Below are 12,393 nucleotides of genomic sequence, written 5' to 3' on the forward strand. Positions count from 1 at the left end.
TGACCCTGGCAAGATCGAATCCGGTCATGCATCCTGATCGAACGTTCCTGGACCGCCGGCGCTTCCTCGTGCTCGGTGGTATGGCGGCGGTTGCCGCGGCATGCTCGTCGTCCGACGACGATGCCGTCTCGGCTCCCACCGAGACGGACGACGGCGCTCGATCCAGCGCGCCGACCGCGCCTGCCGAGACGTCGCGGGCGACCACGGCAGCGTCGCCGACCACGAGCTCGGCCGCTGCTGCCGATGCGGATGAGCCGGGTCCGACCACGGCGAGCGCCAGCGCGCTCGATCCGTTCACCGCGGCCGACTTCGAGACGCTCGGTGTCTGCGCGCTCCTGGCCGACACGACGGCGGGTCCGTTCCCGAACCGAGAGCGGCTCGACCGGCGCGACGTCACCGAGGGCTACCCGGGTCACCCGCTCCGGCTCGGGCTCCGGGTGATCGACGCTGCGTGCGAGCCGGTTCCCGGCGCCGCCGTCGAGATCTGGCACGCCGACGCCACGGGCGACTACAGCTCGTACCAAGACGGCGGCACCGGCAAGGACGAGGGCGAGGGCACGGCGTTCCTGCGCGGCCTCCAGACCGCCGGCGACGACGGCATCGTCGAGTTCCTCACGATCTATCCCGGCTGGTACCCGGGCCGCGCCGTCCACATCCACCTGAGCGTGCACGTCAGCGGCGACACCACGCTCACGAGCCAGTTGTTCTTCGACGACGGCTACACCGAGCAGGTGTACGCGTCGGCGCCGTACGACGAGTTCGGGCCGCCCGACACGCCGAACGGCCGCGACGGCATCGCCGGCCCGGCGATCGCCACCGGAGGCCTGCTCGCGCTCGCGCCGGGCGCGACATCGGCGGGCGTCGGCACCGTGGGGTTGGCGAACCTCGGCGTCACCGCCTGATCGGCGCCGGCTCACGCCGAGCTGGCGGCCTCGGTCGGCTGGGTGACGTCGTTGTCGTGATCGCCGTCGCCCAGTGGCACACGCCCGATCCGTTCGACCGCGAGCGAGACCGCGATCCCCACGATGACGCCGCGTTCGACACGCGGCGCGGTTGCCAGCGTGGCGGCGAGCGTGGCGGCACCGACCAGGAGGTGCGGCGTGCCCCGGTGGCGGAGGTCCCACAACCCGCGCAGGTTGATCAGCTTCGCGACCGCACCGATGACGATCGCGCCGAGGATGGCCTGCGGGAGGTCGCGCAGCACGGGTGTCAGCGGGAGGGTCAGCAACACGAACGCGCCGGTGATCGCGCCGGCCCACGCGCTTGTGGCGCCGGCCATCCGGTTCAGCGAGCTGCGCGAGAACGAACCGCCCACCGGGAACGCGCCCGACACGCCGGCGGCCAGGTTGGCCACACCCTGGGACACCATCTCGCGGTTGGCGTCCCACGGCTCCCTGTCGAGCCGGGCGAAGGTCCGGGCGATCGATGCCGGCTCGGCGAACCCGACGAGCGCGATGGCCAGCGCTGGCACGATCAGATCGGCCGTGCGCGACCAGGGGAACTCGACGCCGAGCGAGATGAAGCCGCCGTCGAGCTCGCCGACGATCGATCCGCCGTAGCCGGAGGCCGAGCTGATCACGAGGCCGACGACCACCGCGGCGAGCACGCCGGGGAACAACCGGTGCAGGAGCCTCCCGCCGAAGATCATCACCAGCGTCATCGCCGCGAACAGCATCGCCGTGAGGCTCCACCGCCCGGGATGCGCGAGCGCGTCGAACGCGTTGTGGAGCACGCCGCCGCGGTCGGGGTCGACGTCGAAGGCCTTGGGGAGCTGCGACGACAGGATCAGGATCGCGGCGGCCGTCGTGAAGCCGACGAGCACCGGTGGCGAGAGCAGGTATGCGACCCGGCCCAGCCGGCCGAGGCCAAGCAGGACGCGCATCCCGCCGACGAGGAGCGCCAGCAGCGCCGCCATCTCGATGTACTCGGCCGACGACTCCGTGGCGAGCGGCGACAGCGCACCGAACGTCAAGAGCGCCGTGAGGGCCACCGGTCCGGTCTGCAGATAGCGCGAGGACACGAACAGCGCGGCCAAGAGCGACGGGAGCGCGGTCGCCCACAGCCCGTACTGGGGCGGCATCCCCGCAAGCTCGGCGTACGCCAGCGACTGCGGAATCGCGACGAGCGCGACCGACACCCCGGCGATCACGTCGCCCGTGCTCGGACGACCGAACCGCTGCATGGTCGCGACGCTAGTCACGGTCGCGCGCCGGCCCGCGGCCGCCGGGTCGGATACCGTCCGTGCATGACCCTCCGGGATCATGTCGACGCGATCTTCGGACGGCCCGCCGAACACGGCATCTCGCTCGCGATGGTGGTGGTCCGCGACGGCGAGATCGTCGCCGAACGCTACGGCCACCAGCCCGACACCGCGTTCGGTCCGGGGGAACCAGTCGACGAGACCACGACGCTGATCTCCTGGAGCACGGCCAAGTCGATGACGCACGCAGCCGTCGGCCTGCTCGTCATGGACGGCCTGGTCGATCTCGACGCACCCGCTCCCGTACCGGAATGGGAGGGCACTCGGAAGGCGGGCATCACATGGCTCGACCTGCTCGAGATGCGCCCCGGCCTGCGCTTCTTCGAGGACTACGTCGACGAGCACCAGTCCGACTGCATCGCGATGCTCTTCGGAGACGGACACGCCGATCACGCCGCCTACGCCGCAGCGCTGCCGCTCGACCACGAACCGGGCACCGTCTGGAACTACTCGTCCGGTACGACCAACATCGTCACGCGGGCGCTCGGGGGCATCGTCGGCGGCGGCCGCGACGGCATGGAGGCGTTCCTGCGCAACCGCCTCTTCGAGCCGTGCGGCATGAGCTCGGCGACGCCCAAGTTCGACGATGTCGGCACCTGGGTCGGTTCGTCGTACGTCTACGCGACCGCCCGGGACTTCGCCCGGTTCGGCGAGCTGTACCGCAACGACGGCGTGACCGCCGGCGGTGACCGCATCCTGCCAGAGGGCTGGGCCGACCACGGCCGCACCGTCGTCGCCCACGACCCCGCCGAGCCGGTTCCGGGTGGCTTCGACTACGGGCGCCACTGGTGGATGTGGCCCGCGTTCCCGGGGTCGATCGCTGCGCATGGCTTCGAGGGTCAGTACATCGTCGTGGTGCCCGATCGTGCGCTGACCGTGGTCCACCTCGGCAAGACCGACGCCGACGTGCGCCACCACCTGATCGCAGCGATCGTTGACCTGATCCACGCCGCCGCGTCGACGCCGTAGGCTGGTCGGTGGTCGTACCTCCCGACCGTTGGACGATGACCGAATCCGCTGCCGCCGACGCGACGAACGCCCCGGACCCGCTGTTGCCCACGGGCGAGTTGCCGGTGACCGAGCGCGAGCCGGCGTTCGAGGAATCCAAGCCGAGATGGCGGCCGACCCTCAAGGTCCTCTTGTTCGTGGCGGTCATCTACTACTTCGTGATCCCGCTGATCCCGAACTTCCGCAACGCATGGTCGGAGTTGCAGCGGGTCGAGCCGGTCCTGCTCGTCGTCGGATTGGCGCTGGAGATGATCGCCCTGTACTGCTACGCGCCGCTCATGAAGGCGGCGCTCGGCGAGGCCGGCGAACCGCTGTCGCACTGGCGGCTGTACCGGATCCAGATGAGCACCCGGGCGCTGTCGAGCATCGTGCCGGGCGGCAGCGCGGCCAGCTCGGCGCTCGGCTACCGGCTGATGACGTTGTCGGGGGTGTCCGGTGCCGACGCCGGGTTCGCCCTCGCAACGGTCGGGCTCGGTTCGGCGGTGGTGCTCAACATGATCCTGTGGTGCGGGCTGATCGTGTCGATCCCGATCCGGGGCGTGAACGCGATCTACGGAACCGCCGCGCTGGCGGGCATCCTCGTCATGGGGCTTGCCGGCACGCTGGTGTTCGGTCTGATGGAGGGCACCGAGCGCTCCGAACGCATCATCCGCTGGATCGCCCGGAAGCTGCGCCTCGACGACGAGAAGGCGGCCACGGTGCTCCACCGCGTCGCCGAGCGGCTCGAACAGCTGCTCAGCGATCGTCGGCTCCTCGGTCGGGTCGCGTTCTGGGCTGCCCTCAACTGGCTGTTCGACGCGGCCGCGCTCTGGATCTTCCTGCGGGCCTTCAACGTGACGATGGACGTCGACGCGCTGATCATCGCGTTCGGCATCGCCAACGTGCTTGCCGCGATCCCGATCACGCCCGGCGGCCTCGGCTACGTCGACGGCGGCTACGTGGCGATGCTCAGCGGCTTCGGTGCCTCCGTGCGGCGCGCCACCCTCGGCGTCGCGTCCTACCGGTTCGCCCAGTTCTTCTTCCCGATCCTGCTGGGTGGGGTGTTGTACCTGTCGCTCCGGGTGGGTCCGTGGTCGATCGAGCGGCGTGAGCGCCTGATCCGGCTGCGCGACCTCGCCGAGGAAGAGACCCGCCGTGGCGAGTCGTCGATCGACTTCCAGTTGCGCTTCCCGACTCGCGACGACACCGGTGAGCTGATCCGGCGGCCGCCGACGACGATCGAGCGCCATCAGGAACGGTTCCGTCGCTGGCGCCGCAACCGCAAGCAGTGAGCGCGGTCGCGGACGTCGACGGCCTGACGGCGGACGTGCTCGCCTGGGGCCTGCCACGCCTGCGCGATCTGCCGTGGCGCCGGACGCGGGACCCCTGGGCGGTGCTCGTCAGCGAGGTGATGTTGCAGCAGACGCAGGTCGCTCGGGTGGTGCCGAGGTGGGAGCGGTTCCTCGAGCGGTTCCCGACCGTGGCAGCCTGCGCCGCCGCCCCGCTGGCCGACGTCCTCCGCGAGTGGCAGGGCCTCGGGTATCCGCGGCGGGCGCGCAACCTGCACGCAACGGCGGCCCGGGTCGATGCGCTCGGCGGCTTCCCGCAGACGCTGGAGCAGCTGTTGGAGCTGCCCGGCGTCGGGCCCTATACGGCGCGGGCGTTGCTGGCGTTCGCGTTCGAGATCGACGCGGCCGTCGTCGACACGAACATCGCCCGCGTGTACGCACGCGTGGCGGGCGAGCGGCTGACGCCCAAGCGCGTCCAGGCGATGGCCGATGCGGCATGCCCCTCCGGTGACGCCTGGGTCTGGAACCAGTGCCTGATGGACCTCGGCGCCGTTCTGTGCCGGCCCGAGCCCTCGTGTGTCGAGTGTCCGATCCGCACGAGATGTGCCTGGCACATCTCGCGCGGGGATGACCCGGCGATCGGGTCGAGTGGCGTCAGCGGCCGGCAGGCGCGGTTCGAGGGCAGCGACCGGCAGGCGCGCGGTCGACTGATGCGCGCACTCACCGAGGGCCCCGTCGAGCGCCGCGACGTCGCGGCGGTCATGCAGCGCGACGGCGCAGATGCGAGTCGCCTCGTACGGGCCCTCGTCGACGAGGGTCTCTGCGCCGACGACGGCGATCTCGTGCGACTGCCCGACTGACGCACCCGGGCGAGGATCCTCTGTCGTCGCAGCCTCGACCGGGTCGACGATGGGAGTGATTCGGCCGTGCCGGACATCGGGCACCTCGTGAAGTCGGGCCTTTCCGCCGGCATCGCCGTGCCGCTCTGCCTCCTGATCGCGGCGGCGGGGCGACGGATTCCCGGCGTCGCCCGTGTGCGCCAGCGGGTCGTCAGCCTGCTGTGATCTGGCCGACGATGTCGTCGAAGGCGGCGTCGGCGTAGGCGACCATCTCGTCGTCGGTGCGGTCCTGGATCGGGTGCGGCGTGAAGACGCGCGCCATCGCCGAGTAGCCGAGCGACTTGGACTGCGACTCGGCCGCGGTCACGAACTCGTTCGACGCGACGAACATCCCCGGGATGCCGCGGATCTCGAGGTCGCTGATGTCGTGCACACTGCACGACGTGCAGCTGCCTCAATCGGCAAGCGCTTCGATGACCACCTGACACTCGGTCGCGATCTGGTGGCGCAGGTCGACGGGTGCCGGCTTGGCGAACGTCGGCTTGCGGTAGCGCTTGACCTTCGCGCCGACCTCGGTCAGGCGCTGCTCGATCCGGTCGAGGAAGACGTCGCCGCGCGGCTTGGAGATGTCGAGCAGCCCGACGGTCAGCCCCGAGAGCGAGGCCGGGCGGGCGAGGCGCGCTCGCTCGGCGACGGTCTGCTCGCCGGTCGGGTCGAGAATCGTCTGTGCCATCGCTGCCCCCTTGCGCCGCTGATCAGTATCGCACTTCGCGGGTGACCGGCTTCGAACCCATCTCGCCGTTCACCCAGCCCGGGATCACCATCGAGAACAGGCCGGCGCCGCCGCCGCTGTACGCGAGCATCAGGCCGTCGGGACGGAACTTCGGCAGGTTGACCGGGCCATCTGCCGTGTCCGGCGCGAGGAAGCCGCTCGCCGACTGGGTCGGGACGCCCTCGGCGATCTCGCCGGCCCCGCGGGCGAGCTCGCCGATCGGCGTGGTGAGCCGCATGTGCAGTTCGAACAGGATCCGGTCGCGATCCCAACCGGCCTCGGCGAAGACCCTGGCGTGCTCGGGGCCCATGACGACGATCGCGTCGAAGGCCATGACGAGCTTGTGGTGGTGCATCGCCTGGAGCTGGTGGGCGAGCGAGTTGGCGAGGCTCTCGGGCGTCCGCGACAGCTGATCGACCATGCCCCTCGGTCCCTCGCCTGCGAACAGGGTGACGGCGTCGACGCCGGGATCGACGCCGTGTTGGCCGGCCAGCGTGCCGTAGGGCGAGTCGGCGTCATTCTCGGCGAAGCAGAAGCTCAGCTTGCCGGGGTTGCCGTGTGCGGCGCGGTCGACCTCGCCGGGCCGGCCGCCGCCGATGTTGCGGATCACGAGCTGGAGCGCACGCCCGATGGTCGAGTTGGCACGGTTGCCCTGACCGAGCGCGTTGATGCCCGAGTTCATGCCGATCGCCCGCGTGCCGGGCCCGCTGCAGATCACGACGGGCCCGACCGGCATCGTCGTCGCCAGCAGCCCGTGCATGTTGAACTCGTCGTTGCACGCCGCCTCGACCGCCGTCAGCACCCACGGCAGGTACTCGGGGAGGCAGCCGGCCATCACCGCCGCGATCGCGACCTTCTCGACCGACGCGTGGACGAGGTCGGGCGGCACGGTCGCGACGATCTCGTCGGGAGCCCGTGACGTGCCGGTCAACATCGCCAGCACGCGCTCCTCGGTCGGCGGCACGACGGGAAGGCCGTCGCTCCAGCCGCGCGTGAACATCATCTCGACGGGATCCTCGAGCTCGGCGACCTCGATCCGCCGTGACCGCAGCACGCTGCCACCGTGTCGTGCCCGCAGCTCGTCGACGAGGTCCGGGTCGACGCTCCGCGAGCCGCAGCCGGGACGCATCGCCGGCAACCCTCCACCGAGGTCGTCGATGCCGGTGAACTCGCGCCACGCGTCACGCGACCAGCCGAACGTGCGGTCGACCTCGGCGCCGTCCTCGACCCGGATCAGCGTCGGCACGGTCTCGATGTCGTGGTGCCAGCTCACCCCGAGATCGACGTCGTGGATCGCCAGCGGGTCACCGGGGAACGCCGGATCGTCCTGGGTGTAGACGACGAGGTCGCGCGCTGCCGCGATCTCCCTGAGCGCCGGCACGATCGTCTGGCACGTCTCGCAGTCCCTCTTGACGATCGCCACGAGTCCGTCGGGCAGCGTCGGCTTGCTCATGGCCCGACGGTACCGGCCGGTCACGTGCCGGTCACGACCCGGGATGGACGACCGGGAAGCGCTCGTCGTCGAGGGCGTCCCCCGGCACCAGACCCGCAGGATCGAACGGCGGCGACACCTGCCAGGGTCGCTCGGCCCAGACCGCGTCGTCGCCGACCCATCGCAGGCTCACGGCTCGGCGTCGCGTCGTCGTCGACGGGTTGCCCGGCGCGTCGTGAAGCGTGCGGTAGTGGAACACGATCACGTCACCCGGGTCGGTGTCGAAGCTGACGACCCGGCGCCGATCGGGGTCCTCGGCGATCAGCGCATCGATGTCGGGCAGGAGCTCGTACCGGCCGCTCTCCGCGGCGTACGGCGTGTGGTCGACGAACTTACGCGGGATGAACCAGCGGTCCCAGCGGTGGGAGCCGGCGAGGAAGCGCATGGCGGTGTCGGCCGGCACCGGGTCGAGGGCGATCCACATGCTGACGCTCTGATCGCCGTCGACGCAGTAGTAGGGCTGGTCGTGGTGCCACGGTGTGCGCTCGGTGGCCCCGGGCTCCTTGACGAGCACGTGCTCGTGGAAGAAGCGGGCGGTCCGGGAACCCATCAGCTGCGAGGCGACCATCGCCAGGCTGCCCTCGCGGACGATCCGCTCGTACTCGGGCACCGACCGCCAGGTGACGTAGTCGCTCCAGAACCCGTCCGACTCGTCGGGGTTCGTGTACCAGTGCGACCATTCGCTGGGGTGCGTGCGGTTGTGCTCGACGCCGGCGGCGAGCTCGTCGACCCACGACTCGGGCAGCAGCTGCCGCAGCACGGTGGCGCCGTCACGCCGGAACTCCTCGATCTCGAGATCGACGATCCTCGTCACGTCGCTACTCTCGCGCGCCGCCGGTCCGTTCGGGCCACCAGTGCTTCGGGAGCAGGCGCTTCCCGTGGCCCGCGCGGTCGGCGAGCCGCAGGGCGAGCCGCGGCGCACGCGACGCGAGCTTCACCCACCAGCGGTTCGCCGGCTTCGAGTAATCGCGGTTGTACGGGCACACGCGGATGCAGACCGAGCAGTCGGTGTTGACCTTGGTCCAGTAGCCGAAGCACTTCTCGCCGTCGACCGACCACTTCTCGACGCCGATCAGGTTCGAGCGGTTGTGGCGCGCGGCCGACGGCTCGCCGCCGGGGATCGCCTTCGCCGGGCAGGCGTCGGTGCAGCGCCGGCACCCGTCGCAGAACCGTTCCACACCGAACGAGTGGGGGTGGTCGCGCGCGAGGGGCAGGTCGGTGAAGATCTTGCCCAGGCGCAAGCGTGGGCCGAACTCCGGCGTGATCAGCAGCCCGTGCCGCCCGTACTCGCCGAGCCCGGCCTCGAGCGCAAGAGGGATCGCCAGCGCGGTGTCGTTCATCGACGGGACGGCTTCGTAGCCGAGGTTGCGGAGGTACTGCGCGATCGTGAGCAGCACGACCGAGTCGAGCGAGTACCCCATGCCGGTCGCCGTGCCGGCCAGCGCCGACGGCGCGGTGCGGGTGAGCTCGTGGTCCATCGACTGCCCGATCACGATGACGCTGGTCAGCCCCTCCGGCAGGTCGTTCGGCTTCGGACCGCCGCGCTGCACCGAGAACCGCTCGGTGTAGACCCACCGCTCGTCGAACGGTGCGATCCCGACGAGGTCGGCACCCACGACCTTCGCGACGTGCTTGACGTCGCTCGCCGCGGCGGCGGCTGACTCGAACTCGATCCGCTCGTCGGCGCCGTCGCGCAGCATCGACAGCGGGTCGAGGAACCCGTCGCGACGGTCGTCGGTCTCGAACATCTCGGCGAAGGTGTCGGTGACGTGCCACGACGCGTTGCGGAGCGCATAGTCGTGCTGGGTGTAGCCGGGCGCGGCCCGCCACTCCGTCAGCGGCCGGCGATAGGTCGAGTAGAAGCGATCGGCCGCCTCGGAGCGGATCTCGGGGTCCCACCTCGAGCGAGAGAACACGTCGTCGACCTGCGAGAACCGCTCGAACGAGTCGAGCACCCGGTACCGCCGGTGCGAAGCGTTGCGCATCGCTCCAGGTTCGCAGAATCGCAGACGTCGGCCGCACCGACGGCGCCGGCGGCCCCGTCCGTCAGATCAGGCGGCCGCGACGGGAGTCGATCACGCCGGTCACGAAGCCGGCGGTGTGGAGTCCGCCGGCGAAGCGGGCGTGCTCGATCTTCAGGCAGCGGTTCTGGACGACGTCGAGGCCTGCGGCGCTCGCCACGGTGGCGGCATCGTCGTGCCGGAGGCCGAGCTGGAACCAGACGGCGCCGGCCCCGACGTCGACGGCCTCGTCGACGACCGACGGGAGGTCGTCGACTCGCCGGAACACGTCGACGAGGTCGGGCACGTCGGGCAGGGCGTCGAGCGACGGGTACACCGGCTGACCGAGGACCTCGTGCTCGCGCGGGTTGACGTAGTAGACGGTCCACGGCGCCTTGCCGGCCAGGTAGGTGGCGACGAAGTGGCTGGCCCGGCTGGGGTTGGCCGACATGCCGACGATCGCCACCGTCCGCGTCCGCTGCATCAGCGCGAGCCGTTCCGACGCACGTTCGAGGATCGTCATGCCGGACCGTCCTGGCTGGCTCGCAGCGCCCGATCGAGGTCGGCGCAGATGTCCTCGACGTCCTCGAGGCCGACCGAGATGCGCACGAGGTCCGGCTCGATGCCGCCTGCGACGAGTGCCTCGTCGGACAGCTGCTGGTGTGTCGTCGACGCGGGGTGGATCACGAGCGTGCGAGCGTCGCCGATGTTGGCGAGGTGCGATGCAAGCCGAACCGATTCGATGAAGCGCGACCCGGCGGGGCGGCCGCCCCTGACCCCGAACGAGAACACCGCACCCGGGCCCTCGGGGAGGTAGCGCTGCGACCGTTCGTACCAGAGGGAGTCGGGCAGGCCGCTGTAGAGCACCCACTCGACGAGCGGGTGCTCGTGCAGGAACGCAGCGACCTGCCGGGCGTTCTCGGCGTGCTGGCGCATGCGCAGAGCCAGCGTTTCGAGACCCATCAGGAACAGGAAGGCGTTGAACGGCGTCATCGTGGCGCCCACGTCGCGCAGCTGCTCGGAGCGCACTCGGGTGAGGAAGCCGTACTCGCCGAAGTTCCCCCACCAGCTCAGGCCGCCGTAGGCCGGCATGGGCTCGGTCATCAGCGGGAACCGGCCGTTGTCCCACGGGAACCGGCCCGACTCGACGATCGCGCCGCCGATCGACGTCCCGTGCCCGCCGAGGAACTTGGTCACCGAGTGGAGCACGACGTCGGCGCCGAACTCGATCGGCCGGCACAGGTACGGGGTGGCCATCGTGGAGTCGACCACCAGGGGCACGCCGTTCGCCCCGGCGACGTCGGCGAGGCCGTCGAAGTCGGGGATCATGCCGGACGGGTTGGCGATGGTCTCGACGTAGATCGCCTTCGTCTGGGGCGTGATGGCCGCTGCGACGTCGTCCGGCTCGGGCGAGGCCACGAACGTCGTCGCCACCCCGAAACGGGCGAGGGTGACCTCCATCAGCGTGCGGGTGCCGCCGTACAGCTGGGCACTGGCGACCAGGTGGTCGCCCTGCCCGGCCAGCGACGCAAGGGTGAGGAACTCCGCAGCCTGACCGCTCGACGTGCCGATCGTACCGATCCCGCCCTCGAGCGAGGCGATCCGCTCCTCGAACGCGGCGACCGTCGGGTTCGAGATCCGGCTGTAGATGTGACCGTAGGTCTGCAGCGCGAACAGGTTGGCGGCCTCGTCGGTGTCGCCGAAGACGTAGGACGACGTCTGGTAGATCGGGACGGCACGGGCGCCCGTCGCCGGATCCGGTCGGCCGCCCGCGTGCACTGCCCGGGTTCGGAATCCGAATTCGGACCGGTCGGTCATGGCGACATCTTGGCCGACCCCGCCCGCCGATCGGCCCACCGAGATCTGATCGAGCTGCTCGGGGCCTGGGGCCTGGCGTACGGTCTCGGTCAGACCGGTTGGCGCTCGTTGCCGTGGAGCACGCGCGCCAGGAGGTCGATGCCGACGTGCTCAGGCGCTCTGAGCAGCGTCACGCGGAGCTCCTCGGGCACCGATTGCTGCGCCACCGCCTGCTCGACCAGCGCAGCCCACTCGGGCGTGCCCCACCACGGCAGCCGGGTCTGGGCGGCCCGGGTGGCCGCGAGCCGGAGGATCGGAGTGGTGCCGTACGTCCCGGCGCCTTCGATGGCGGCGACGGCGCGGTCCTCCGCCTGGCGAGCGATGTCGTCCCACGCCTCGCCGCAGAACTCCGCCGCGACCACACCGTCGGCGGTGGCGATGCGCGCCGGGTCGGTGACGAGCGATCGCACCACGTCGAGCGCCCCGCGGTCGTCGCCCGCACCGTCACCGCCGGGAGCGTCGACCGCGTGGTGGGTCGAGTCGCCGACGTCGCGGAGGTGGTCGAGGTCGTCGAGCCCGTGGTGGTCGTCGAGCGCGCGCCTGAGCTGCCGGGTGAGCACGGTGAGGGCGTGGTGCAACTCGGCGGTCGGTCCGCGGAGCTCGAGCATCGCGTCGCCGAAGTGGTGCAGCGCGAGGCCGAGCGGGATCAGGTCGTCGATGCTGTCGCGGTCGAGATCGACGACGTGCAGGGTCGCTCCGTCGGCACCAGCCATGGTCGTGCTGGTCGACGAGATGGTGGTCGAGGTGGTGTGCTTGCTGGCGGGCATGCGCAGGGCTCTGATCGGGAAATCGCTCGCTCTCGATGGTATCGAGAAATGGCAAAAACGTCAAATCTTCGTAAAGTCACTCGCTGGCTGTTCGGTGGCCGGACCGCTGCGGTGACCTGGCAGCGTGGCG

The 12,393-nt window shown here is 70.8% G+C and carries 14 protein-coding genes; 6 read left to right on the forward strand and 8 right to left on the reverse strand.

Annotation, left to right across the window (positions count from 1 at the left end):
• Positions 1-26 precede the first annotated feature (26 nt).
• Positions 27-902, forward strand: a complete 876-nt coding sequence (locus QNJ12_RS08760) for a hypothetical protein (protein WP_300621727.1) — start codon at positions 27-29, stop codon at positions 900-902.
• A gap of 11 nt (positions 903-913) precedes the next feature.
• Here QNJ12_RS08760 and QNJ12_RS08765 read toward each other — a convergent pair whose 3' ends face one another.
• Positions 914-2,182, reverse strand: a complete 1,269-nt coding sequence (locus tag QNJ12_RS08765) for a SulP family inorganic anion transporter (protein WP_300621729.1) — start codon at positions 2,180-2,182, stop codon at positions 914-916.
• Positions 2,183-2,245: 63 nt separating this feature from the next.
• Here QNJ12_RS08765 and QNJ12_RS08770 point away from each other — a divergent pair, with 63 nt between their 5' ends.
• From QNJ12_RS08770 to QNJ12_RS08785, 4 genes are all read left to right on the forward strand, one after another.
• The gene (locus QNJ12_RS08770) at positions 2,246-3,229 is read left to right on the forward strand and encodes a serine hydrolase (RefSeq protein WP_300621731.1); all 984 of its coding nucleotides are present in this window, start codon (positions 2,246-2,248) and stop codon (positions 3,227-3,229) included.
• A gap of 35 nt (positions 3,230-3,264) precedes the next feature.
• Positions 3,265-4,539, forward strand: coding sequence for a lysylphosphatidylglycerol synthase transmembrane domain-containing protein (locus tag QNJ12_RS08775; RefSeq protein WP_300621734.1), 1,275 nt, complete (start codon positions 3,265-3,267; stop codon positions 4,537-4,539).
• Positions 4,536-5,396 carry an A/G-specific adenine glycosylase gene (locus QNJ12_RS08780; protein ID WP_300621736.1) on the forward strand — a complete coding sequence of 287 codons (861 nt, stop codon included), beginning with the start codon at positions 4,536-4,538 and terminating at the stop codon, positions 5,394-5,396. The genes QNJ12_RS08775 and QNJ12_RS08780 overlap by 4 nt, the downstream gene beginning before the upstream one ends.
• Before the next feature lie 66 nt (positions 5,397-5,462).
• Positions 5,463-5,600 carry a hypothetical protein gene (locus QNJ12_RS08785; protein WP_300621739.1) on the forward strand — a complete coding sequence of 46 codons (138 nt, stop codon included), beginning with the start codon at positions 5,463-5,465 and terminating at the stop codon, positions 5,598-5,600.
• On the opposite strand, the gene QNJ12_RS08790 is transcribed toward QNJ12_RS08785, so the two are convergent.
• From QNJ12_RS08790 to QNJ12_RS08820, 7 genes are all read right to left on the reverse strand, one after another.
• Positions 5,587-6,108 (reverse strand): UGSC family (seleno)protein, encoded by a 522-nt coding sequence (locus tag QNJ12_RS08790; protein WP_300621742.1) that lies wholly within the window; start codon positions 6,106-6,108, stop codon positions 5,587-5,589. The two genes, QNJ12_RS08785 and QNJ12_RS08790, sit on opposite strands and share 14 nt — an antisense overlap.
• A 22-nt stretch (positions 6,109-6,130) precedes the next feature.
• Positions 6,131-7,600 (reverse strand): thioredoxin, encoded by a 1,470-nt coding sequence (locus QNJ12_RS08795; RefSeq protein ID WP_300621745.1) that lies wholly within the window; start codon positions 7,598-7,600, stop codon positions 6,131-6,133.
• 31 nt (positions 7,601-7,631) lie between these two features.
• Complete coding sequence (locus tag QNJ12_RS08800) at positions 7,632-8,453, reverse strand: phytanoyl-CoA dioxygenase family protein (RefSeq protein WP_300621747.1); 822 nt, start codon at positions 8,451-8,453, stop codon at positions 7,632-7,634.
• Between the two features lie 4 nt (positions 8,454-8,457).
• A complete protein-coding gene (locus QNJ12_RS08805) occupies positions 8,458-9,624 on the reverse strand; it encodes a reductive dehalogenase domain-containing protein (protein WP_300621750.1) in 1,167 nt (388 codons plus the stop codon).
• A 61-nt stretch (positions 9,625-9,685) separates the two neighbouring features.
• The gene (locus tag QNJ12_RS08810) at positions 9,686-10,162 is read right to left on the reverse strand and encodes a CoA-binding protein (protein ID WP_300621752.1); all 477 of its coding nucleotides are present in this window, start codon (positions 10,160-10,162) and stop codon (positions 9,686-9,688) included.
• Positions 10,159-11,457, reverse strand: a complete 1,299-nt coding sequence (locus QNJ12_RS08815) for an O-acetylhomoserine aminocarboxypropyltransferase/cysteine synthase family protein (protein WP_300621755.1) — start codon at positions 11,455-11,457, stop codon at positions 10,159-10,161. The genes QNJ12_RS08810 and QNJ12_RS08815 overlap by 4 nt, the downstream gene beginning before the upstream one ends.
• Before the next feature lie 89 nt (positions 11,458-11,546).
• Positions 11,547-12,209 carry a hypothetical protein gene (locus QNJ12_RS08820; RefSeq protein ID WP_300621758.1) on the reverse strand — a complete coding sequence of 221 codons (663 nt, stop codon included), beginning with the start codon at positions 12,207-12,209 and terminating at the stop codon, positions 11,547-11,549.
• Between QNJ12_RS08820 and QNJ12_RS08825 the strand changes: the two genes are divergently transcribed.
• Entirely contained in the window at positions 12,208-12,378 is a 171-nt protein-coding gene (locus QNJ12_RS08825; protein WP_300621761.1) for a hypothetical protein, read from the forward strand. The genes QNJ12_RS08820 and QNJ12_RS08825 overlap by 2 nt on opposite strands.
• Positions 12,379-12,393 lie beyond the last annotated feature (15 nt).

The sequence above is a fragment of the Ilumatobacter sp. genome (assembly GCF_030065885.1).
GTDB lineage: Bacteria > Actinomycetota > Acidimicrobiia > Acidimicrobiales > Ilumatobacteraceae > Ilumatobacter.